The organism is Hwanghaeella sp. 1Z406 (assembly GCF_048892425.1).
GTDB lineage: Bacteria > Pseudomonadota > Alphaproteobacteria > UBA8366 > Aestuariispiraceae > Pacificispira.
This window is the reverse complement of the sequence record NZ_JBLZHU010000004.1, coordinates 1-22,205: the sequence shown is the minus strand read 5'-3', so window position 1 is coordinate 22,205 and position 22,205 is coordinate 1. Positions and strand designations below refer to the sequence as shown.

Genomic DNA, 22,205 nt, shown 5'->3' with positions numbered 1-22,205 from the left:
CAAACCGTTACAAGTCCACTTGCGTGAAGATTGCGCGTCGGTATTCGGCACCATGCTGTTTTCATTCAGAACAGTCGGACTTAAAGGTATTTATGGGATGGCAAAGAGAAATGGAAAATATTCTCAGTTGGTTGCTTTGGGGAGCCTTCATCATATTGATGATGCGCTTTGGTTGCGGTGCTCACATGTTTGGCCACAAAAAGCACACCCACAATAAGAAACAAGCGGACGGTCATGCTGAGGCAATCCGATGGGAGCACCCTCATTCCGCCGTTGACCCGGTTTGTCATAAAACTGTCGACCCGCGCATCGCCAAAACAACCATTCATAGCGGCGACGTATTTTACTTCTGTTCAGACACCTGCCGTTCAGCATTTGAAGCGTCACCAGACAATTATGTCGGTGGCAGCGCAATCACCCGAAAAACTCATGTATCGCAAGGCTAGTTCAGCGAAATCATAGGCAGCAGCAACCTGACCAAGGTTGCTTAGTTCGCATTGTCTGACGTTTCTTCGACTACTCGATGTATACGCATAAAACAAAGGCCAGAAGGAAATGAAAAAAGAAATCAATTGGTTAAAGTACCTGGTCATCGGTTTTTTCGCAGTAGGGATCATCGCCATGACCCTGAATTCGTTTCTGCCCGGGAAAGATGACATCAAAGATCTTGAACTGACCGATAACGGGATTGCGCTCCCCAGCTTCAGCAAGGAAGCAATGGTAGGAAAACAGCTTTTCGATATGAACTGTGTTGCTTGTCACGGACGCAATGCAACCGGTACGGAACAAGGTCCGCCGCTGATACACCGGATCTACAATCCGGGTCATCATTCAGACCGCGCATTCTACCTTGCTGTTGGAAACGGGGCGAAACAACATCACTGGCCCTTCGGCGATATGCCGCCCCAACCTCAGGTAAGTTCGGAACAGGTATCACGGATCATTCGTTACGTACGTGAGCTACAGGAAGCAAACGGCATCGCGTACCAAAAACACCAAATGTGAGGCAGGGATGGATCATCAATCAGAATACAAGAAAAACAGTATCTCGCTCGTTGGCGCGATATCCATGGGCACCGGTGTTATGATCGGGGCAGGAATTTTTGCTTTAACGGGACAAATTGCCGAACTTGCAGGAAAGTGGTTCCCGTTGTCGTTCCTATTTGGCGCACTTGTCACTGCTTTTAGCGCATATACATATATAAAGATGTCAAATGCTTTCCCGTCCGCGGGTGGGATCGGAATGATCCTTCAAAAAGCATACGGGTCAGGAGCCATAGCAGGTGGCGCAGCATTACTGATGGCCTTTTCGATGGTTATCAACGAGAGTTTGGTGGCAAGAACATTCGGAACCTATGTCTTGCGCGCATTTGACTTGACAGAGCTTGAAGTTCTTATACCGGTCTTGGGTGTCTGCCTGATCATTTTTGCATACGCTGTCAACAGAGCTGGGAACAAATCGGTTGGTGTGTTTTCAATGGTCATGGCCACACTGAAGATCGGTGGAATTGCTTTGTTTGCAATTGCAGCTCTGTGGGCTGGTGGATATTCGTTCGAGCCGTCATCAACTGACGGCGCGAGTTTTCCTCTAGCCGGTTTTGTAGCATCAATTGCTCTTTCAATTCTAGCCTTCAAAGGATTCACTACGATCACGAATAGCGGCGCTGAAATCGTGAACCCTCACAAGAATGTTGGCCGTGCGATCACGTTCTCAATCCTGATTTGCGTTGTCGTATATATTCTCGTGGCGCTCGCTGTTGGCTCAAGTCTTGGCTTGGATGAACTGATAAAAGCCAAAGACTATGCCCTTGCCGAAGCCGCAGCGCCTGCATTGGGCCCTACCGGATTTTATCTGACTGTGCTGCTCGCAGTCGTTGCGACGGCCTCCGGTTTACTTGCAAGCGTGTTTGCTGTCTCAAGAATGCTCGCGATGCTGACTGATATGGAGATGATCCCACACAGTCATTTTGGAATGTCCGGTTCAATCAAAGACCACACGCTTGTTTACACGGTTGTCGTGGCAGCGCTGTTGACAATCTTTTTTGATTTAAGCCGGATCGCTTCACTTGGAGTGTTTTTCTATCTCGTCATGGATGTGCTCATCCACTGGGGATGTTTTAAGTATCTACGGCAGGAAATAGGTGCACGCGGCTTTGTTATGATTACAGCGATTGTCTTTGACATCATCGTATTGCTCGTTTTCGCCGGCATGAAATTGCAAAGCGACCCATCCATTGTTCTCATTGCAACCTTGATGATTGTTGCTGTGTTCATTTTTGAACGTTGGTTCCTGTCAAACCGGATAAACCAATCGGCCAAGGCGCACAGTCACGATCACTCAGGACATTGATAAACCGCAGTGACATTGAGGCATAACAGCAGGAAGCAGACCATGTCTGAGCATCATCATAAAAAGCACCAGCATAATCACAGAACGTCGGATCAAGCAGAACATGCAACCGATCCTGTTTGCAGCATGTCGGTCACGCTGGATTCCGATACACCACGCTCACCGTACGGCGATGAGACATATTACTTCTGTTCCCAGAAATGTAAGAGCAAGTTCGATAGCTCTCCTGAAAGCGTATTATCCGCAAAGGAAGAGACATCTGCTGCAAACAGCGCTTCGTCATCCGCTTCTCGCCGCTACACCTGCCCGATGCATCCGGAGATCATACGATCCGAACCTGGTTCCTGTCCGATCTGCGGAATGGCACTGGAACCGATGGATATACCAACAGAAAATGAGGAACCAAACCCCGAGATTCAAGACTTCAAAAAGAGATTCTGGTTAGGCGCAGCTCTTACGGTGCCGCTGATTGTCCTAACGATGGGGCCCTTTGTTGGTTTGGGTTTCATCCGAGAAATGATTGGAGAACGCGTTACTCTTTGGGTTGAGTTAATTCTTGGAACGCCTGTCGTCCTGTGGTCTGGCTTCCCATTCATGGTTCGTGGATGGAATTCTGTGGTGAACCGTTCTCTCAACATGTTCACATTGATCGGGATGGGTGTTAGCGCAGCTTATATATTTAGCGTCGTCGCAGTGATTTCTCCTGACATTTTTCCTGATGGATTCAGAGATGCACAGGGACATGTCGGTGTGTACTTCGAAGCTGCAGCTGTCATCGTTGTACTTGTGCTTCTTGGCCAACTGTTGGAATTGGGGGCTCGGGAACGAACCGGTTCGGCAATCAAGGCGTTATTGGGTCTTGCTGCAAAAACAGCCCGCATTATTGAAGATGATGGTTCTGAACGGGAAGTTCCTCTTGAAGATGTGACCGTCGGAATGAGCTTGAGAGTTCGTCCAGGTGACAAGATACCTGTCGATGGCGTTGTCGTTGAAGGACGATCGTCAGTTGATGAATCCATGATCTCGGGTGAACCCGTTCCAATTGAAAAGAATCCAGATGATGATGTAACCGGAGCAACAATCAACGGGAATGGCAGCCTGATTATCCAAGCCAAACGGGTTGGCAAAGATACTGTCTTGAGCCAAATCGTTGATATGGTCTCTAATGCTCAGCGAAGCAAAGCGCCAATCCAAAAGGTTGCAGACACGGTTGCAGGCAAGTTTGTGCCTGCTGTTATCCTGGTTGCTTTAGTTGCCTTCGTCGCTTGGGCCATCTGGGGACCAGATCCGTCATTGTCATACGGGCTTGTCGCAGCAGTCGCTGTTCTGATCATTGCGTGTCCTTGCGCTCTTGGTTTGGCAACACCAATGTCAATCATGACCGCTACCGGTCGTGGTGCGCAAATTGGTGTGCTCATTAAAAATGCAGAGGCCCTGGAGCGATTAGCGAAGGTCGATGTGCTCATCGTCGATAAAACCGGGACTTTGACAGAGGGTAAACCGAAACTAGCAGGTGTAATCGCTCAATCAGACTATCAGGAGGAGGAAGTTCTCTCTGTCGCTGCGGCGCTCGAAAAAGGATCCGAACATCCATTGGCTGACGCCATTGTTAGTGCTGCTCAGGAGCGCGGCTTGTCCCTTGATAAGGCAGAGGACTTTGAAGCTGTAACCGGTCAGGGCGTCACCGGAAAGGTGGATGGCAAGTCGGTTGCCCTAGGTAATAGTAAACTCCTTCAGACTCTCAATATCGATCATTCTGCTGTTGATAAAACAGCAAATGATCGGCGAGATATGGGGGAGACGGTAATGCATGTCGTTATTGATGGAAGAATTGCCGGGCTCATTTCCGTAGCCGATCCGATCAAGGACACGACGTTGGAGGCTTTAAAGGCGCTCAAGAAGCAAGGCTTCAGAATCGTCATGGCAACCGGTGACAACCAACGAACAGCAAAATCCGTTGGCAATAAACTTTCCATTGACGAGATTCGGGCCGATGTCTCCCCAGAAGACAAAGCCAATTTAATTATGGAACTCAAGGCTGAAGGCCATCAGGTAGCCATGGCAGGTGATGGCGTCAACGACGCCCCTGCTCTTGCTCAGGCTGATGTCGGAATTGCGATGGGTACGGGCGCTGATGTTGCAATTGAAAGTGCTGGTTTCACCCTCGTCAAAGGTGACTTGAGCGGGATTGTTAGAGCCCGAGAACTCTCGGAAGCAACGATGCGCAATATCCGGCAAAACCTCTTCTTTGCGATGGTCTATAACGCAGCCGGTGTGCCTGTTGCTGCGGGTCTGCTCTATCCGTTCTTTGGCATTCTCATCTCACCAATGTTTGCAGCTGCAGCCATGAGCTTATCCTCGGTATCAGTCATTGCGAATGCACTGAGGTTACGTCGAGCAAGTTACTAGCATCCCAATATTGACTGATTGGGCGAGGGGTGAACCAGACAAGGCTGACTTTAATACAAGACAGTTCACCCCTCGCCCATTTTAAATGACATACCAGCCAGCACTCAGAACTTTAAATCTCTTCTGATCCGTTCCCAAAATTCATCTGTCGGCTTTTTACACTTGGTAGCCAGAAATCTATTTTCACCTTGATAATTTCGGGTATACGCACTGATAGATGCAATCCTGTATATTTACATTGTAGGGTTACATACATGCGATCATCATCAATTGGCCAATCTATTTTCATCGAGTCAGTGTTGATGCATTTATCTTCTAACCGCCTATACAATTTGACTGAACAGTTTTTGTATGAACAAAAATAATAATATACTTGTATTTACTCTTTTAAATCAGAGATCTGAATAATAACGAACTATATTAAATGTAATATAAACAACGAGGCTTGTGATGTCGACCGCAAGTCCTCACCCGAAGGCACAGACAATGTCAAATCAAGCACCTAGCGCCTCTAACTCAACCTCTGCTGATATGGTGCCGGATGGCGCCGCGCTGCCCGGTGCGGGGCCAAGGAATGACAACATCCCAAAACAGCGAAAGCGAAACAGGATCCGTACTTTTCTTCTGGTGCTGGGCCCGTTGGTCGTAATCGCCGTTGCGGGATATACCTATTTCACTGGCGGGCGGTTTGTCGGTACGGAAAACGCCTATATCAAGGCCGATAAGGTAATGATCGCCGCAGAAGTGTCCGGATTGATTTCTGACGTCATGGTAAAGGAAAACCAGGCCGTTTCAGCCGGGGATGTGCTGTTCCAAATCGATGATCGTTCCTATCGCATCGCGCTGAATGAGGCGCAGGCTAAACTGTCGATGCTTCGTAACGAATTTGCCAGTTTGAAGGCCAGCTATCAGGAAAAGCGATCTGAACTAGCGCTGGCTCGTGCCAATATTAACTATGCCAAAAGTGAATATGATCGGCAAAAGCCGTTGGTTGCCAGCAAGACAATCTCGTCTAGTAAGTTTGATTCTGTAAGTCATGATCTGACCGTGGCGCGCCAGGAGAATCAGATCATTCAGCAAGAGGCGCAGCAGATACTGGCCTCTCTGGGGGGATCGATTGATATCCAGATTGAGGATTACCCCCCCTACCAGCAAGCGATGGCGGATCTGGAACGCGCCAGACTGAATATAGAGCGGACCGTTGTGCGTGCGCCCTTCGCCGGGGTGGTCAGCAATACACCGGAAGTGGGCCAGCAGGTTGTTGGCAATGGCGCCTTCAGCAGCCCGGTAATGAGTTTGATTGCCAGCAACGGTGTCTGGATTGAGGCGAATTTTAAGGAAACAGACCTGACCCATATCAGGCCGGGTCAGCCGGTGGTTATCACGGTTGATACATTTCCAGATCAGGACCTACAGGGTTTCGTCACCAGTGTCAGCCAAGCGACAGGCTCTGAATTTTCAGTAATTCCCCCTCAGAATGCGACGGGAAACTGGGTCAAGGTTGTCCAGCGCATCCCATTGCGTATTTCCCTGAAAAATGAGCAGGCGGACCTTGCCTTGCGGTCGGGGATGAGCGTTTCGGTGGAAGTTGATACCGGTTATCAGCGCGAAATGCCCGATTTTGTGCATTCCACCCTGTCCTGGCTGGGGGCGTTGCCTCAGGCGACTGCAGCGGAAACAGAGCAGCCCAAATGACGTCGACGGAGGGCAAACCTGCCCATCTGGGGTTGATCACCGCGTCGATTATGTTGGCGACGATCATGCAGGCCCTGGATACGACAATCGCCAATGTTGCCTTACCCCATATGCAAGGCAGTCTTTCAGCGACGCAGGATCAGATTTCCTGGGTGCTGACATCCTATATCGTGGCTGCGGCGATCATGACACCGCCAACCGGATTCCTTGCTGCGCGGTTTGGACGCAAGCGTCTGTTTGCGACTATGGTGACAGGGTTCACCATTGCGTCCATGCTGTGTGGCGCGGCAACCTCGCTGGAACAGATTGTCGTTTTTCGCCTGCTGCAGGGAATATTTGGCGCGGGATTGGTTCCCTTGTCACAGGCGGTCCTGCTGGACAGCTATCCCAAGGAAAAGCATGGGTCCGCGATGGCTCTTTGGGGAGTCGGCGTGATGGTCGGGCCAATTCTAGGGCCGACCCTGGGGGGCTATCTGACGGAATATTACAATTGGCGTTGGGTGTTTTACATCAACCTTCCCTTTGGGATGCTGGCCCTGGCGGGTATCCTGACAGTCGTTCCGGAAACGGTACGGAATCTTGACCGTCGTTTCGATATATTTGGTTTTGCTCTATTAAGCCTCGCCATCGGTGCATTGCAGATGATGCTAGACCGCGGTGAGTCTCAGGATTGGTTCTCATCGACGGAAATCATTGTCGAAACTGTCATTGCTGCCCTGTGTTTTTACATGTTCCTGGTTCAGATGTTTACGGCAAAGAACCCCTTTATCGAGCCCGGATTATTTAAGGATCGCAATTTCGCTGCAGGCCTGGTTGTCATCTTTATGGTTGGGATTATCCTGTTGGCGACGCTGGCGCTGTTACCGCCCTTTTTGCAATCGTTGATGGGGTATCCAGTTTTGACCACGGGGTACATTCTTGCTCCGCGTGGTATCGGGACAATGGTGGCGATGATTATCGTCGGTCGGTTGAACGGGCGTATAGATGCCCGTGCCCTGATTTTGTTGGGTATATGTTTGATATCCGTCTCGCTTTATGAAATGTCCACATTTACGGTCGATATCCCAATGGCTACCCTGATTTGGACCGGGATCATCCAGGGCTTTGGTCTGGGCTTTATCTTCGTGCCGTTAAGCACGGTTGCTTTTTCCACCCTGAACGCGAAATACCGAAATGAAGGTACGGCGATGTTCAGTTTGATGCGCAATATTGGCAGCAGTATCGGAATTTCGGTGGTCGTCACGCTGTTGGCCCAGAACACCCAGATCAATCATGCCAATATTGGTGAGTTGATGAACCCGTTCCGAGAAATGATGCATCAGCCTTTATTACCGCAATCCTGGGATTGGCACACCACGTCAGGACTTGCCGCCTTGAATGGAGAGGTGACCCGGCAGGCAACAACGATTGGTTATCTGAATAACTTTATTTTCATGATGTGGATTACCTTGGCGGCGATCCCTATGCTTTTTCTAATCAGACCCAAACGCAAGCAGTAAAAACACTGCAATTAATAATCATTCGCATTTTTGTTGACAAGAGATAACGCCTGATCAATAGTTGGGTTTATAAAGATGTCTGCATGGTAAATGCCGACATTCTGGCTCACTTGGGGGTGGCACATCAGCCAACGAAGAGCGTATCGGCCTCGATTCCGAGGATAGAGATTTATTGTCTTTTCGCCAGCCAAACCACAAAACCCACTCTGTATGAAATGGATGAAAAAATGAAAAGATCATGGTTGTTGGCTGGCACCGTTCTGGCGGGATTTATTCCGGCTGCCGCCCATGCCGGTGACGTGGTGGTTACCTTTTCCGGCATGTTGGATTATCAGTTTGCATTCGCGGATGCGGACCAAGAAGCCCCTGGCGTAGGGGCGAGCATTTCTGCGGTTTCTGACCAGTCAGAATTGGTTTGGGATGTTGATGCGGTCACCGATACCGGTTTGCATTATGGGGCCAATATCCAATGGGGTTTTGCCACAGGAAACACCGGTGCCTTTGACGAGATGTACTTGAAATTCTTCGGGGATTGGGGGCGCATTCATCTGGGATCGGATGACGATGTCGTCGATAACATGGCAACGGGCGGACATGATGTTCAGGCCCACAGTGAAGGATTTGATGGTGAATTCGGTGATTACTATACCCAGATTGGCGATGCCGCCTTTCTAGGCACGTCGGAAAGCAGCGACGATGCGAACAAGATCGCCTATTACACGCCAAATTTTGGAGGATTCGAAGGGGGCATTTCGTTTACCCCGCAAAATGGCGTGGAAGGGCAAACACAGCAGACCGATGATGGGGCCGCCTATAATGTCCTGGAAACCTCAGTGACCTATGGCGTTGATCTGCAGGATGTTTCAATCCTGGGCTCATTGGGCTATCGCCATGCGGATGCGGATCAGGGCGTCATCAATCAAGACCTGGAGAAAATCAACGCCTGGCGCGCCGGGGTAAAAGTTGGTTTCGGTCCGGTGGAGATCGGCGCTGGCTATGGCGATAATGGTTCTTCGGGGGTTCAAAAGGGCACTCTGGCGGATGCTGGCAGCAATTATCAGTTCGGCGTCGGCTATGATTATGGCCTGGGTCGATTTGCGGTTGGCTATGCTTATGGCGAAAACACCAATACGGACGGCACAAAAGACGAAATGACCGTCTACAACATCTCAATTGATGCGCAAGTTGCCGAAGGGCTGCTCGTTTACAGCGATGTTGTCCATGCCGACAGCAGCAATGGTGCTGGCGGTGCCGCGAATGAAAATGAAGGGACGGTTGTGCTGATTGGAAGCGCCGTCTCGTTCTAGGTGGTTTTTTTGTCGCAGCGGTTTGACATCGTCAGACTGATGAATGAGAATGACTATCATTATCATGCGTAACGACTGTATGGGAGAGTAGCATGTCGAAATTTGGAAGAGCCATCGCCTTTGGTGCCATGGTCCTGGCCGCCCCGGTGGTTTCTGTAAATGCAGCAGAGCCTGTTGGGATATTGAATAATTATGCGAATATTGCCCATGCGGGTTATGAAGATTCGCTGATCACCGCCAAGAAGCTGGATACTGCGATTGATGGTTTGATCGCCAATCCGACGGCAGAAACCCTGTCGGCTGCCCGTGAAGCCTGGTTGGATGCGCGCGTGCCTTATCAACAAACGGAAGCTTTCCGGTTCGGGAATGCGATTGTTGATGATTGGGAAGGGCGGGTGAATGCCTGGCCATTGGATGAAGGGTTGATTGACTATGTCGATCCGTCCTACGGCATGGAATCGGATCAGAATCCTCTCTACACAGTTAATGTGATTGCAAATCCAAAACTGAAAATTGCCGGTCAGAATGTGGATGCCACCAATATTACGCCTGAGCTGTTGTCAGAAACGCTGCAGGAAGCGGGTGGCGTTGAAGCGAATGTCGCAACCGGTTATCACGCAATCGAATTTCTGTTGTGGGGTCAGGATTTGAATGGAACGGGCCCTGGTGCCGGTAACCGCCCGGCCAGCGATTATGACACCCAGAACTGCACCAATGGTCATTGTGACCGTCGTGCTGAATATCTGAAGGCGGCATCAACCTTGTTGATCGCCGATCTGCAGGAGATGGTCGGCAATTGGGAAGAGGGAGGAGCCGCACGCGCCGCGCTGCTTGAAAATCCTGATGCGGGCCTCCTGGCTATTCTGACCGGAATGGGATCGCTGTCCTATGGTGAATTGGCGGGCGAGCGCATCAAGCTGGGCCTGTTGCTGCACGACCCGGAAGAAGAGCATGATTGCTTCTCAGACAATACTTACAATTCCCATTATTATGATCAGATGGGTATTCGGAACGTCTATCTGGGGCAGTATGAACGGATTGATGGGTCTATGGTCTCCGGGCCGTCAATCTCTGACCTGGTGGCGGAAAAATCTCCAGCCGTGGATAAGGAGTTACGCGCCAAGCTGGACGCCACCGTTTCGGCAATGGAACAGATGCGCCAGCGGGCACAGTCTGGCGAAGCCTATGATCAGATGATTGGGGAAGGGAATGAATCCGGCAATGCGATCATTCAAGCGGTGGTCGACGGTCTGGTCGCCCAGACACGCCCCATTGAACGGGCTGTCGCCGAATTGAATCTGGGCCAGGCCAGTTTCGAAGGGTCCGACAGCTTGGACAATCCGAACGCTGTATTCCAGTAAGCCCTGTTAGCATGCAAGTAACAGCCGGCTGATTGGGCGTATTGTCCGATCAGCCGGTTCGTTTTGTTTAACACCGCGTTCGAAGAAAGCTTTCGCAAGCGGACTTGTTTCCGACGACGTATTTGCTGAAAAGAAAGTGGTAAGTGCAACATGTGTGAGCTCATGCGAGCGCATGATGCTCTAGGGTCCCAATCGTTTTGATAAGAAAGACGCCGTGAGATGGTTACCAGTATGAAAGGAAGTCGCATTCTGTCCGCTTCCGTTGGGTTTGTTCTGTTTTCTCTTGGTTTTTGTGCCCCAACATCTGCGCAAGACGCTGCGCCAATCTTGCGAAATGATCTGACTGCCAAAGATCAGGCGCGTGTATCGGCAGTCACCCGGGCGACGGAAATTTTCTCCGATGCAGAAAAGTATGAAAACATGTCCGGCGGGGCGGGGACCCTGCAATCTGATACGGGCCGGAATGCGTTTTCTCATTTCTCTGAAAATCTGGATTTTGCAGGTCAGGAGCAGTTTAACCTTGGCAATGGCTTGTTTCGGAAAATCTGGGTATCCAGCCCTTCTTCAACCAATGCGTCGGATGGTTTGGGCCCGATCTATAATGCGCGGTCCTGCCAGCGCTGTCATCTGAAGGACGGGCGTGGTCACCCCCCTGACATCAGTGATACGGATGCTTCAACCATGTTTTTGCGCCTGTCTGTTCCGGCCCGGACCGAGGCGGAACGACAGGCCCTTGCCAGCAAGAAAATGTTGCGCATACCGGAACCAACCTATGGCGGGCAGTTTCAGGACTTCGCCGTGCCAGGCCTGGATGCCGAAGGCCAGATGGTCGTCACTTATGAAGAGCGCCCTGTAACACTGAATGGCGGGCAGGTCGTTTCCTTGCGTGCTCCAACCTACAGTGTGAAGGATCTGGCCTATGGTCCGATGGATCCAGACGTCATGCTATCACCGCGTGTCGCTCCGCCCATGATCGGACTGGGTCTGCTGGAAGCTATCGCCCCCGCTGATATCCTGTCCCAGGCGGACCCGGATGATCTTAATGGGGATGGGATCTCTGGGCGGCCCAGCATGGTTTGGGATCCGGTCGCAGATGGTATCGCGCTGGGTCGGTTTGGCTGGAAGGCGTCCAAGGCTTCCCTGAAGGCACAGGCAGCAGACGCCTTCGCCGGGGATATCGGTATTTCCACGCCCATGGTTCCCAACCACTGGGGCGATTGCACCGAAGCTCAAAGAGCCTGTCGTCAAATGGCGACGGGTGTTCAAGTCAATTTGGGCGATACGGAAGCCCCTGATCCGATCCTGGATCTGGTCGAACATTATTCCCGCAATCTGGCGGTTCCTGCCCGGCGCGATGTGGCAGATCCAACGGTCCTGCGCGGTAAGAAGGTCTTCTATGAAAGCGGTTGTGTCGCCTGTCATACGCCGAAATATGTGACCAGTCGGAATGCGGATCAACCGGAACACCGATTTCAGTTGATCTGGCCTTATACGGATCTGTTGTTGCACGATATGGGCGAAGGTCTGTCCGATCACCGCCCGGTCGGAGACGCTCAAGGTCAGGAATGGCGTACGCCCCCTCTGTGGGGTATTGGACTGACAGAGGTCGTTAGCGGTCATACATTCTTCCTGCATGATGGTAGAGCCCGCAACCTGTTGGAAGCCATCTTATGGCATGGGGGTGAGGCGCAGGCCGCCCGTGATAAGGTTGTGGAGCTAAGCCTTGAAGACCGAAATGCCCTGATACAGTTTTTGGAGAGCCTGTGATGCGAAAGTTTGCGTGTGTTTTACTGACAACCTTTGCCTTCTGTGGTTTTGCCCAGGCCGATACACAGGCGCCGGTTCCAACGGATGCCTTGAAGAAGTCGGTCGCCTTGGCCGTGGATCAGTTCGTGATCCCCGCCTATGGGCAGTTTAAAGGTGCAGCGGAGTCTCAAAACGACGCCTATGCGCGGCTGTGTTCGGCTCCCAGCGAAGAGGCGTTGGCGGATGTCCAGAACAGTTTTGCTGATGTGGTCAAAACATTCTCTCGTATTGAAGCATTTCGTTTCGGTCCAGCGCGTGATGATAACCGGTTTGAGCGACTGTTGTTCTGGCCCGACCCGCGTGGGCGCGGTCTTCAACAGGTACAATCCCTTCTTCTGGAAAAGGATGAAAGCGCAACCAGTCTGGAAACGCTGCAACAGAAAAGTGTCGCCGTGCAGGGTCTATTGGCCCTGGATTTCGTCTTGTTCGGAACCGGGTATGAGGCTCAGGCCACCCCGGAAGGAGCATTCCGGTGTCGGTATGGCGCGACTATGGCGCAATCCGTCCTGCATATCTCGAATGCGCTGTATGATGGGTGGAGCGCGCCCGGCGGCTACGGCGACCTGATGAAATCAGCCGGTCCGGAAGATGTGCGGTATAAATCAACCGGTGAAGCGATGCAGGAATTTCTACGCGCTGCGCGAGAGCAATTGCAAATCCTGCGTGACACGAAACTGATGCCGCCCTTGCAGGACTCTGTTGATACGGCAAAGCCAAAGCTGGCCCCATTCTGGCGGTCTGACCTGACCCTGCTGTCGATGATCAGCAATGTGGAAGGGATTGCGGATCTGGTCGACAGTTGGTCGCTGGAAAATGCCTTGCCGGCGGATCGGCAATATCTGACGGAGCAATTGGCGCTGGAATTGGGCATGGCACGCGATGCCTTGAACCAAACTGAAGTGTCGGCGGACCGAACCTTCGAAGGGCATTTAAGCACGCAAGAGGATTATGATCGATTGACCTATGCCAGCCTTCCCCTGACCGGGGCGATCACGTTGCTGACTGGCGATGTTCCTGCGGCCCTGGGTCTGATTGCCGGGTTCAATGCGATGGATGGAGATTGAGGCCATGCACCTGTCCAGACGACACGCACTTGCTCTTCTGACAGCGTTGGCTGCCCCTGCGGCTGCGCGTGATGCTCTTGCGGGGCAGCATAGCCTGTTCCTGACATCCATGCGTGATGCCACAGGTGGCTTTGCCGCCGCCTTGATCAATGATCGGGGGGACATGCTGTATCGTGTTCCCTTAAAGGCGCGGGCCCATGATGGGGCGATGTCATCTGATGGCCGGTCGGCGGTGTTATTTGCGCGTCGACCGGGGCATTTTATCCTGGTCTTTGATGTGCGGCGGCGGACGGTCACCCATCACATCGCTGCCCGCGACGACCGCCTCTATTATGGTCATGGCTTTTATTCCGCGGATGGAAAGCTGTTATTTGCAGCCGAAAATGATTTCGATAAAGCGCGCAGCGTTTTGGGTATCTATGACGCCACACAGGGATATGCGCGCGTCGGAGAGTTTGATGGCGGTGGTGTTGGGTGTCATCAGGCAATCCTATTATCTGATGGTGAAACGATTGCCGTCGCCAATGGCGGCATAGCTACCCATCCGGATTATCCCCGCGAAAAATTGAATCTGGCACAGATGGACCCGTGCCTGACCTATCTGCGGGCATCGGACGGGGAAATCCTGCAAACGGTACGCCTGCCCCGCAGTTATGAGAAGTTATCCATTCGCCATCTTACAGAAGTGACACCCGGAACGGTTTGGGTAGCCGGGCAGTATGAAGGGTCTTTGTCAGAATGCCCCGGATTATTGGGGGTCCATCAGGGGGGGGCAGAGATGCGCCCGGTTGAAATGCAAGCCTCACTGGTTCACGCCATGAATTACTATACTGGCGCAATCGTTGCCAGCGGTGACAGGCGCCGCGTAATTGCCACCAGCCCCAGAGGCGGGATTGTTGGAATCTGGGACGCCCGGACACAGGCCCTTCAGGACACATTGATGCGTCCTGATGTCTGTGGCGCCGCCCCCGATGGTCAGACCTTTGTGGTCACCGATGGGATTGGACAAATTTCAAATGATCAACAGATTCTCAGCAGTATCGATGGTATTGCCTATGACAATCATCTGGTTCCGATTCCGGCTGAATTGGCGTGATTGTCTATAGCGTCGATTTGAACTGAAACTCAGCAATTCTGCGAATTTCGCTTTCATTGACGTTCAGGCGGCCGGGAACGGGCATGCCGGTTGCCGCCATGCGTAGCGGCGGATCCACCAGATCAGTTCCATAGTATCGATCCGTGCCACCAACATCGCCCGGCACGATACACCCTGGCAGGGCGGCTACGGCCAGATTTGCCGCGCGTGCGATACAGAAATCATGCATGCCCCCAATCATGACGGGCAGGCCCGCGCGGTGTGCACGATCATGCATCTTCTTTGCCTGCCAGGGGCCACCGACATGGGCGGGTTTCAAGACAATGGCACGGCAGGATTTCAGCGTGATCGCGGTTGCCAGATCACTGTCTGACTGCAAACTCTCGTCCAGGGCCAGCGGGGTTTTCATCTGGGCCTGCAAGGCGGCGTGATCGACGAAATCATCCCAGGCCAGGGGTTGTTCCAACAGTGTCAGGTCAAAGCGATCCAGCGCAATCAAATCGGCGGCGTCCTGGATACTATAGGCGCTGTTGCCATCGGCGGTCAGCGCGATACCGGGATATCTGTCGCGCAGGGCCTTCAGCACGGTGGCATCCCGTCCCGGCGCGATTTTCACCTTAATGCGCGTATGGCCCAGATCCAGTGCTTCATCAATCTGATCGAACAGGTCTTCCGGATGCTTTGGCAGGCCAAAGGTTGCCCCGGCGGCGACATGGGCTGTCGTCGCATCCAGCAGGCGCGCCAGGCTGATCTGTTGCTTTTGGCAGATCAGGTCCAGTGCGGCGGTTTCTAGGGCATGTTTTGCAAACAGATTGCCGCGAACCGGACCCATTGCGACAGCGGCATCATCTGGTTCTGTTAATATTTTGCCCAACAGCCTTGGTGCCAGATGGTTCTTCAGGGCATCCAGAACGGTGGCAACACTTTCCGGCAAATATAGCGGGGCCTGGGGAGCGGGGGCTTCCCCCCAACCTGTCAGGCCGCCCGCACGAATTGCCACAATCGGGTGCGTTTCGCGCTGGATGGTTTCATTCGCACTGGAAAATGGCGTCAGCCGGTCCAGGGTAAGTGTCCAGACCTCAACGGCGTCAACCCTCAACCCGGTATCCTGCTGGCCGCTCATAACAGGCTGGGCAGATACAGCGACAGGATCGGGAAGGCCAACAGCAGACCCATCACAATCACATCAGAGATCAGGAAGAAACTGACCCCGGCGAATATACGCTCCAGCGGGATCTTGTCGCCAACAATCGATTTTATGACAAAGACGTTCAGTCCAATAGGCGGCGTTACCAGTCCCATTTCCAGCAGTTTCACAACAATGACGCCATACCAGATCAGGTCCAGCCCATAGGATTCCACCACTGGCAGGGTCAGGGGTAAGGTGAGCAGGATGATGCCCAACGGGTCAAGCATCATGCCCAACACCAAATACAACAGCACGATCAACCCCATGACCAGGAAGACAGACAGTTCCGCAGACCCGATCCAGCCGGTTAACTGCGCTGCGACATTGGTCAGGGCGATGAAGTTGACAAACAGTTTGCCAGCGATGGCGATGGCAAATAACTGGCCGGACTGACTGACCGCCTCGCGCAGGGCTTCTTTGATCTTGGCAATATCCAGACGGCGCAAAACGATGCCCAGAATCAGCGTTGCGATGGCACCGACGCCAGCGGCCTCAGTCGGTGTGAACGCACCCAGATAAATCCCACCAATGATGACGGCGAATAACAGCAGGATCGGCCAACATTTCGCCAGGGCTTGACCCCGCGCTTCACGCGCATTTGTAAGGTTGGGCTGGGGGGCATCTTGCGGGCGCAGTTTAACCCAGATGATAACGATCACAACGTAACCGATCAGCGAGATAAGGCCTGGGATGGCAGCGGCAACAAACAGCTTTGCAATGGACTGTTCTGCAAAGACGCCAAAGATAATGAACAGAATGGATGGCGGGATCAGCGATCCCAGCGTGCCGCCAATGGCGACGGATCCTGTCGCTAATGCGCGGGAATAGTTACTGTCCAGCATTTCTGGAACAGCAACCCGCCCCATGGCCGCAGCACAGGCGACGGACGAACCACTGATGGCACTGAATCCGCCACAGCCAATGATCGATGCGATCGCCAACCCGCCCGGCATACGCGCCAGCCATACACGGGCAGCGGCATATATGTCGGTGGTAAAGCCGGCCTGGAACGCCAGATGACCAACGAAAATGAATAAGGGAACAGTCGAGAGTGCATAGGAGTTAATAAAATCCAGGGGCGTTGAGCCCAACAGGGAACTGACCGGTGGTATGGCGGCGGACAGGGAGAAGGGCAACCAGGGCGTCCAGGCATAGGCCAGCAGCATGCCACATGTCGCGACACTGCCAAGGGCAATGGCGATGGGAACACGAAATGCAAGAAGGACGAGGACAACCGCGAAACCGCCGTATCCTATCAGATGTGGGTCCATATTTCGAAATGCCTCTAATGGTCGGCCTTGGGCCGATTTTTCATTGTCACCAGGTCACCGACCATGCACAGGCCCAACCGGATTGAGAACAATCCCATGCCGATCCCGAAAATCACCTTTGTCGGCCAAACGGGGATTGATAGCTGCCCGTCGTAATAGTGATTTTCGACAAATGCTTTGGGGATGGAGTCCATGACCAACAGGGCAATAGCGCCAAACAGCAGACAGCCAAGCAGATTCCCCAGCAAACGGCCGATCTCGCCAACTCTTTGTGGCATTCGGTCTGTGATCACTGTGACTGCAATCTGACCCTTGTCGCGTTGCACATGTGCCATCGGCAAGGCGACAACAGCCACCATGGCCAACCCAACCATCAGGATATCATCCGGTATGGTCACGTTGATCTGTTCGCGTGCAGCAACGCTGACACTGATCAGGACCCCCATCGCCAGCAAGATGATGCTGGCGATGGAGGAGAGCACGCGCTCTGCCCGATCAAGGAGACGATCTAGGATGCCGAGCTTGCTGCCTGGCGGCAGGGCCGGCATGCCATCATGGGTCCCGCTCATCGTGGGTTACTTCTTAGCCCAGGGATAGCCCTGTACTTCCATTTCTTTGTGGTATTTAGCAACGGCTGCATCAAAGGCCGCCAACAGATCGTCAGCAGGAAGACCCTGATCCCGGGCACCGCCCATCCATTCCATGCCAGCCGATTCAGCAGCTTCGATCAGGGCTTTTTTCATTGCCGGATCACCGTCATGTTCGACAATTGTAATGCCGTCAACACCAGCTCGCAGTTTATCCAGGATTTGCGTGCGGTCTTCGTACATTTTCTGCGCCATATACAGCGTTGCATCATGACCCAGCTCTGCCATCATCGTTTGCTGTTCTGGCGTCAGGCTGGACCAGACACGGCTGTTCATCACGATGCCCCAACCGAGATTCTGACCCATATCGATTGTCGTCAGATGGGTGGCGACTTCATACTGTTTGTATGAATTGATGACATAGGCGTAGCTGGCGGTGCCGTCGATAGTGCCAGTTGAAAGCGCCTGGTAAACGTCGGGCTGGCTCATCGATACAGCCGCCGCGCCTTCTGCCTCAAAAGCTTTACCAAAACTGCCGGTCGCCCGGATCTTCTTCCCTTTAAGCTCGTCCAGGTTCGTGATCTGCTCGCGGCTTAAAAGCTGGGTCGGGCCGGTGGTGAAGTTGGATACGTAGTGCACGCCCTGATCGGCAAAGTTCTTAATTGCCGCTTCATTCTGGGTCATAAGCTCATAGGTTGCCATCATGCCGACATATTCATCAGCGATCTGGCGAACATCCGACACGCGCCACGCGGTCAGCTTTCCGGGCTCGTAAACCGGAACGACGGAAGCAAGATCAGACACGCCATTGCCGACGCCATCGATGGCATTCTTCGCGCCCAGCAGCGTGCCGCCCCAGGTGATGTCCAGGCCCAATGCACCGTCACTGCGGGCGCGCATTTCGGAATCCATCCATTTAATGACTTCGGCGCGGCTGCCGCGGTCAGGGCCAAAATCTGCATAACGCAAAACACGGGTTTGCGCCTGAGCCAGGCTTGCGCTGGCAACCAATGTCGCGGCCGCCAGCGTAACGGCAGCCAGTTTTGTAATACGACTCATCATTCTTCCTCCCATCAGGGTTTCATAAATTTTGTCTTCGGAGGCTTTTGCCCCTCATTTATTGGGGGCCCCATGCCCCTGATAACTCCAGGGGCGGGATGCCCCCTTGCTGTGTTCAGTCGTGGTCATGTCCACAGCAGTTTCCGGGTAGGACGGGTGCAGAGACGCCGCTGTGATCACAGCATCCGCCCTTCCACCAATCGGCCCCGGCACCGTGGCAATATTTGTCGTCCGCGCCAACCATCTTCATGAACATCGGATGATAGTTGCGGCAAACTTCCAATTCCGTCTTCACCCAGTGAAGCGGATCTTTGGCATAATGGTCCCAGTAATCCCCATCCATATTGATGCCGGGGACAGCGGGGTTCCAGCTTTCATCCATCCACAGTTCCGGATCGCCATATTTCGAGCAGATCTTGCGGATTTCCGGGTCGTCGAGTGCCTGAAGGCGACCGTTTTCAATGATATTCTCGTTATCCCCGTCCATTTCGCAAGTATAGGTCGGGAAGTACAGATGGATATGCCAATGGCCCACCAGATGACCCATACGGGCGGCTTCGCGCTCTGCCATGGATGAGATGATGGTGCCAAAGCCCATATGGATGACGCCGGAGCGTACCCGCTCATACAGGCAATTCACAAAGCCTGACGGGAAGTCCTTGCGCGGGCGATGGATATGCGGGTTCGTGCCAATCGATGCTTCCCACCAATGCATGATGCCCTTGTCCGGGAAGGTCGGATATTGGATATCCTTGGTCTGCTCCATAACATCGCGCAGTTTGCGGCCAAATTCACCGCCTTCATTGATCTGTGTGATTTTGGAGTTTTCCACGACCAACTGGGTCCAGTCACAGGGCGCGATATGGTTGGTGGTGCCAGCAATGATGCCACAGCCGTCTTCTTTGAACGGGTGGAACATCCAGGGGCGTCCGGTAATGTGGCCCGGCAGGTAGGTCTTGCCGAAATGCTCATTCCCGGTCCAGGTCCGCGCGGTCAGTTCTGGATTGTAGAATTCGCGATTGGCGTCCCAATATTCATCGTGATTGGTAAAGGACATATCGGTGCCTTCGGGATCGGTGATCCGCGCCCGTTTGGCATTGCGAATCCGGTCCCAGGTCCATTTGTCCATGGCGTTGATGACTTCAATAGGCATGGCATGGGCCGGGGAGGCCAGGATTTCCGGCGTGATGAAGGGCATGCGCTGAATCTTGATGAAGCGTTCGGCCAATACCGGACCGCCATAGCCCATCAGGATTTTATCGTATTTCTGGTTCTTCTCTTCCTCTTCCCACATGTCCATCCACTCAGCGAGTTCTTTGGTGCGGAACAGGTAGTAATCGACTTCATCCGCGCCGACCCATTGCGGGATCGGGCCGCGGTCGATGTATTTGATCTCATACTTGACCTTGTATTTCTCAAGGATCTTTTTGCAGGCCTCAATCGTCAGCTCGCTGTGCCAATTGTCGACACGCAGCATCACACGCTCGCCCTCTTTGAGGTCCCAGCACGCATTCAGGCCATGGTTATAGGGCCGTTGTGCGACATGCTCCAAATAGGGTAGCAATTGATCAGACTTGGTGATTTCCACAAAGGGAGGACAGCGCGGCGGCCGGCTGGATTGCAGCGGCGGCGTATCGAAATGGGGCTTTTGAACAGGCCGGGACCGGGGGTCGAGACTGTCTGGCATTGGACGCGTACTCCCTAAAAATGTTTGTTGTGGTAAAGTTGCATGCAATATCAGTGGATTTCAAGCAGGAATTCGGCGTATTTTCACTATGACTGATTGTATTGCATGCAGAATTAGATGAGGGGGATGTATGGCGACGCAGTTGGATCAAGTAACCCAAAGTCTCAGAGAGACAGTCCTTTCCGGGGTCTATGAACCGGGGGAGGCCTTGCGCGAGGTTGCGGTTGCCGATGGCTTGATGGTGTCGCGCACATTGGCGCGGCTGGCCATGGGGGCACTGGAACAGGAAGGTTTGTTAACTCGGATGCCCAATCGCGGCTTTCGGGTTCGTTTGTTCACGGTCGATGAAGTTGCGGACGCAATTGAGGTGCGCGGTGAGTTGGAAGCCCTGGCGGCACGGCAAGCAGCCGAGCGTGGCCTGCCCGCCCCGCAGGAGCGTCAGATGCGCAAGATTTTGGCAGAAGCCTCTGCCCTGTCAGATCAGGGGCTGACGGATGTCGCCGCGCGAACACGCTGGATTGATTTGAACGCGGCATTTCATGACGGTATTCTGGAAGCCGCATCTAATAAGGCGTTGTTTCCTGCGATACGGAATATATGTCGTGTCCCCTTGGCGGGGCCCAGGGCCATCGTCTTTAACAGTGCCCAACCTGAAAAAGGCTTGCTTCAGGTCCGCGCTGCGGAAGAAGATCATCACCAGATTCTGGACGCGATCATAAACCGTCAGGGGACACGTGCGGCTTCGTTGATTCGGGAACATGCCTATCGCAGTGGACGCAACAAGCGGGTTAATTTTGAAGCGCTGCAAAATGCGCGCCTTAGCCCCAGCCTGCCCGGAATTGCCTTGGTACGGCGTGTTGGTGATACGTAATTTTAGTGGAAATCTTAAATTGTAAGCCGGATTATTTTGTTAGGATCAGCTTGTCCTGGCGGGTTCTGCGCAGACGATATTGCTCCCCGCGATGTTCTATCACCACTTCATTCCTGTTCTGCAGCAGGGCGGTGCTTGTGACGATCAGAGGATCAGAGTCCGAGGATGTTTTGTGTGTGATAGACTTGATGAACATAGGGTCTTCTTTTTCCATAATTTTCTTGTAGTCGCCTCGCTCTTTACAAACTTTACTCATAAACGCGAATGATAGTTATTCGCAACATTGTTTAAGTGATTTGTAGATGGTTAATCGGATTGATGTCAAGCACAGTCAGGATACTGAATATGAAAGTGTTTTAGAGGCTTGGTTTGGCGGGCCAATAGTAACGCAAAAAGCAGAAGGTCTAGATGTTGGCTGGGGCTAGTTAAGGTCCCTATAGTCAGCATCATTTTGCGCGACTGGAAGAATAATACGGAAGCGTGTCCCTTCAGTTACCGTGTCGTCCAACTGAAGTGAACCATGAAATGTATTCGTGATAATGCGTTGGCTGATCGTCAAGCCCTGTCCAGAACCGTCCCCAACAGCCTTGGTTGTGAAAAAGGGGTCAAAAATGCGCTGTGCAATCTCTTTTGCAATGCCGGGACCGTTATCGTGCACGGTAACTACAATTTCGCTGCCGTCCAAAGCCGCGGCAATTCTGATTCTATCTTCCTGTGCACAGGCTTCATGATCAGGATCTTTAGCCGGTTGTTTTGACAATGCATAAGCAGAGTTAACAATTAGATTGATGATCACTTGATTTAACTCATTCGGGCATCCCAACACCGCAGGGCTATCGCATATGAGCGAAGAGCTTTGTGAGGAAGGCATCATCCCATCCGGCGCGTTTGATTTTGCCCTTGATGGAGCCTTTGTCGTCATTGGCTTTGATGATGTTGAGGGCGAGCTTGCGC

At 52.8% G+C, this 22,205-nt stretch carries 19 protein-coding genes and 1 pseudogene; 12 read left to right on the top strand and 8 right to left on the bottom strand.

Going from position 1 to position 22,205, the window contains the following annotated elements:
* Positions 1 to 110 precede the first annotated feature (110 nt).
* The 11 genes from ACOSDR_RS09515 to ACOSDR_RS09465 all read left to right on the top strand — a co-directional run bounded on the left by ACOSDR_RS09515 (position 111) and on the right by ACOSDR_RS09465 (position 14,587).
* A complete protein-coding gene (locus ACOSDR_RS09515) occupies positions 111 to 446 on the top strand; it encodes a YHS domain-containing protein (RefSeq protein ID WP_064789705.1) in 336 nt (111 codons plus the stop codon).
* A gap of 109 nt (positions 447 to 555) precedes the next feature.
* Complete coding sequence (locus tag ACOSDR_RS09510; RefSeq protein WP_420731080.1) at positions 556 to 1,005, top strand: c-type cytochrome; 450 nt, start codon at positions 556 to 558, stop codon at positions 1,003 to 1,005.
* 7 nt (positions 1,006 to 1,012) lie between these two features.
* Positions 1,013 to 2,350, top strand: coding sequence for an APC family permease (locus ACOSDR_RS09505; RefSeq protein ID WP_063093952.1), 1,338 nt, complete (start codon positions 1,013 to 1,015; stop codon positions 2,348 to 2,350).
* 42 nt (positions 2,351 to 2,392) lie between these two features.
* The gene (locus tag ACOSDR_RS09500; RefSeq protein ID WP_074624822.1) at positions 2,393 to 4,759 is read left to right on the top strand and encodes a heavy metal translocating P-type ATPase; all 2,367 of its coding nucleotides are present in this window, start codon (positions 2,393 to 2,395) and stop codon (positions 4,757 to 4,759) included.
* Positions 4,760 to 5,245: 486 nt separating this feature from the next.
* Complete coding sequence (locus tag ACOSDR_RS09495; RefSeq protein ID WP_420731079.1) at positions 5,246 to 6,454, top strand: HlyD family secretion protein; 1,209 nt, start codon at positions 5,246 to 5,248, stop codon at positions 6,452 to 6,454.
* Positions 6,451 to 7,953 carry a DHA2 family efflux MFS transporter permease subunit gene (locus ACOSDR_RS09490; protein ID WP_420731078.1) on the top strand — a complete coding sequence of 501 codons (1,503 nt, stop codon included), beginning with the start codon at positions 6,451 to 6,453 and terminating at the stop codon, positions 7,951 to 7,953. Before ACOSDR_RS09495 ends, ACOSDR_RS09490 begins: the two co-directional genes overlap by 4 nt.
* A gap of 227 nt (positions 7,954 to 8,180) precedes the next feature.
* Positions 8,181 to 9,260: a porin gene (locus tag ACOSDR_RS09485; RefSeq protein WP_420731077.1), complete on the top strand. Its 1,080-nt coding sequence runs from the start codon at positions 8,181 to 8,183 to the stop codon at positions 9,258 to 9,260.
* 92 nt (positions 9,261 to 9,352) lie between these two features.
* Positions 9,353 to 10,621 carry an imelysin family protein gene (locus ACOSDR_RS09480; RefSeq protein ID WP_420722847.1) on the top strand — a complete coding sequence of 423 codons (1,269 nt, stop codon included), beginning with the start codon at positions 9,353 to 9,355 and terminating at the stop codon, positions 10,619 to 10,621.
* A gap of 231 nt (positions 10,622 to 10,852) precedes the next feature.
* Positions 10,853 to 12,388, top strand: a complete 1,536-nt coding sequence (locus ACOSDR_RS09475; RefSeq protein WP_420731076.1) for a di-heme oxidoredictase family protein — start codon at positions 10,853 to 10,855, stop codon at positions 12,386 to 12,388.
* Positions 12,388 to 13,491 (top strand): imelysin family protein, encoded by a 1,104-nt coding sequence (locus ACOSDR_RS09470; protein ID WP_420731075.1) that lies wholly within the window; start codon positions 12,388 to 12,390, stop codon positions 13,489 to 13,491. Before ACOSDR_RS09475 ends, ACOSDR_RS09470 begins: the two co-directional genes overlap by 1 nt.
* A 4-nt stretch (positions 13,492 to 13,495) precedes the next feature.
* Positions 13,496 to 14,587 (top strand): DUF1513 domain-containing protein, encoded by a 1,092-nt coding sequence (locus ACOSDR_RS09465; protein ID WP_420731074.1) that lies wholly within the window; start codon positions 13,496 to 13,498, stop codon positions 14,585 to 14,587.
* A 4-nt stretch (positions 14,588 to 14,591) separates the two neighbouring features.
* Here the strand turns inward: ACOSDR_RS09465 and menC are convergent, their stop codons facing one another.
* The 5 genes from menC to ACOSDR_RS09440 form a co-directional block, all read right to left on the bottom strand.
* Positions 14,592 to 15,710 (bottom strand): o-succinylbenzoate synthase, encoded by a 1,119-nt coding sequence (gene menC, locus ACOSDR_RS09460; protein ID WP_420731073.1) that lies wholly within the window; start codon positions 15,708 to 15,710, stop codon positions 14,592 to 14,594.
* The gene (locus ACOSDR_RS09455) at positions 15,707 to 17,047 is read right to left on the bottom strand and encodes a TRAP transporter large permease (RefSeq protein WP_420731072.1); all 1,341 of its coding nucleotides are present in this window, start codon (positions 17,045 to 17,047) and stop codon (positions 15,707 to 15,709) included. Before ACOSDR_RS09455 ends, menC begins: the two co-directional genes overlap by 4 nt.
* Positions 17,048 to 17,061: 14 nt before the next feature.
* Positions 17,062 to 17,616, bottom strand: coding sequence for a TRAP transporter small permease (locus ACOSDR_RS09450; RefSeq protein WP_420731071.1), 555 nt, complete (start codon positions 17,614 to 17,616; stop codon positions 17,062 to 17,064).
* A 6-nt stretch (positions 17,617 to 17,622) separates the two neighbouring features.
* On the bottom strand, positions 17,623 to 18,696 hold the full coding sequence (gene dctP, locus ACOSDR_RS09445; RefSeq protein ID WP_420722854.1) for a TRAP transporter substrate-binding protein DctP: 1,074 nt from the start codon (positions 18,694 to 18,696) through the stop codon (positions 17,623 to 17,625).
* Between the two features lie 112 nt (positions 18,697 to 18,808).
* The gene (locus ACOSDR_RS09440; RefSeq protein ID WP_420731069.1) at positions 18,809 to 20,380 is read right to left on the bottom strand and encodes a hypothetical protein; all 1,572 of its coding nucleotides are present in this window, start codon (positions 20,378 to 20,380) and stop codon (positions 18,809 to 18,811) included.
* 130 nt (positions 20,381 to 20,510) lie between these two features.
* Between ACOSDR_RS09440 and ACOSDR_RS09435 the strand changes: the two genes are divergently transcribed.
* Entirely contained in the window at positions 20,511 to 21,251 is a 741-nt protein-coding gene (locus ACOSDR_RS09435) for a GntR family transcriptional regulator (RefSeq protein WP_420731068.1), read from the top strand.
* Positions 21,252 to 21,282: 31 nt separating this feature from the next.
* On the opposite strand, the gene hemP is transcribed toward ACOSDR_RS09435, so the two are convergent.
* The 3 genes and pseudogenes from hemP to ACOSDR_RS09420 all read right to left on the bottom strand — a co-directional run.
* Positions 21,283 to 21,465: a hemin uptake protein HemP gene (hemP, locus tag ACOSDR_RS09430; RefSeq protein ID WP_420731067.1), complete on the bottom strand. Its 183-nt coding sequence runs from the start codon at positions 21,463 to 21,465 to the stop codon at positions 21,283 to 21,285.
* A 207-nt stretch (positions 21,466 to 21,672) separates the two neighbouring features.
* On the bottom strand, positions 21,673 to 22,122 hold the full coding sequence (locus ACOSDR_RS09425) for a sensor histidine kinase (protein ID WP_420731280.1): 450 nt from the start codon (positions 22,120 to 22,122) through the stop codon (positions 21,673 to 21,675).
* A pseudogene (locus ACOSDR_RS09420) lies at positions 22,085 to 22,205 on the bottom strand (ISAs1 family transposase); the annotation flags it as partial. The gene ACOSDR_RS09425 and the pseudogene ACOSDR_RS09420, both read right to left, overlap by 38 nt.

Excerpts from the sequence above, each read along its gene's own strand:
- ACOSDR_RS09515 (WP_064789705.1), top strand. The coding sequence starts at position 111 with ATGGAAAATATTCTCAGTTGGTTGCTTTGGGGAGCCTTCATCATATTG.
- ACOSDR_RS09510 (WP_420731080.1), top strand. The coding sequence starts at position 556 with ATGAAAAAAGAAATCAATTGGTTAAAGTACCTGGTCATCGGTTTTTTC.
- ACOSDR_RS09505 (WP_063093952.1), top strand. The coding sequence starts at position 1,013 with ATGGATCATCAATCAGAATACAAGAAAAACAGTATCTCGCTCGTTGGC.
- ACOSDR_RS09500 (WP_074624822.1), top strand. The coding sequence starts at position 2,393 with ATGTCTGAGCATCATCATAAAAAGCACCAGCATAATCACAGAACGTCG.
- ACOSDR_RS09495 (WP_420731079.1), top strand. The coding sequence starts at position 5,246 with ATGTCAAATCAAGCACCTAGCGCCTCTAACTCAACCTCTGCTGATATG.
- ACOSDR_RS09490 (WP_420731078.1), top strand. The coding sequence starts at position 6,451 with ATGACGTCGACGGAGGGCAAACCTGCCCATCTGGGGTTGATCACCGCG.
- ACOSDR_RS09485 (WP_420731077.1), top strand. The coding sequence starts at position 8,181 with ATGAAAAGATCATGGTTGTTGGCTGGCACCGTTCTGGCGGGATTTATT.
- ACOSDR_RS09480 (WP_420722847.1), top strand. The coding sequence starts at position 9,353 with ATGTCGAAATTTGGAAGAGCCATCGCCTTTGGTGCCATGGTCCTGGCC.
- ACOSDR_RS09475 (WP_420731076.1), top strand. The coding sequence starts at position 10,853 with ATGAAAGGAAGTCGCATTCTGTCCGCTTCCGTTGGGTTTGTTCTGTTT.
- ACOSDR_RS09470 (WP_420731075.1), top strand. The coding sequence starts at position 12,388 with ATGCGAAAGTTTGCGTGTGTTTTACTGACAACCTTTGCCTTCTGTGGT.
- ACOSDR_RS09465 (WP_420731074.1), top strand. The coding sequence starts at position 13,496 with ATGCACCTGTCCAGACGACACGCACTTGCTCTTCTGACAGCGTTGGCT.
- menC (WP_420731073.1), bottom strand. The coding sequence starts at position 15,710 with ATGAGCGGCCAGCAGGATACCGGGTTGAGGGTTGACGCCGTTGAGGTC.
- ACOSDR_RS09455 (WP_420731072.1), bottom strand. The coding sequence starts at position 17,047 with ATGGACCCACATCTGATAGGATACGGCGGTTTCGCGGTTGTCCTCGTC.
- ACOSDR_RS09450 (WP_420731071.1), bottom strand. The coding sequence starts at position 17,616 with ATGAGCGGGACCCATGATGGCATGCCGGCCCTGCCGCCAGGCAGCAAG.
- dctP (WP_420722854.1), bottom strand. The coding sequence starts at position 18,696 with ATGATGAGTCGTATTACAAAACTGGCTGCCGTTACGCTGGCGGCCGCG.
- ACOSDR_RS09440 (WP_420731069.1), bottom strand. The coding sequence starts at position 20,380 with ATGCCAGACAGTCTCGACCCCCGGTCCCGGCCTGTTCAAAAGCCCCAT.
- ACOSDR_RS09435 (WP_420731068.1), top strand. The coding sequence starts at position 20,511 with ATGGCGACGCAGTTGGATCAAGTAACCCAAAGTCTCAGAGAGACAGTC.
- hemP (WP_420731067.1), bottom strand. The coding sequence starts at position 21,465 with ATGGAAAAAGAAGACCCTATGTTCATCAAGTCTATCACACACAAAACA.
- ACOSDR_RS09425 (WP_420731280.1), bottom strand. The coding sequence starts at position 22,122 with ATGCCTTCCTCACAAAGCTCTTCGCTCATATGCGATAGCCCTGCGGTG.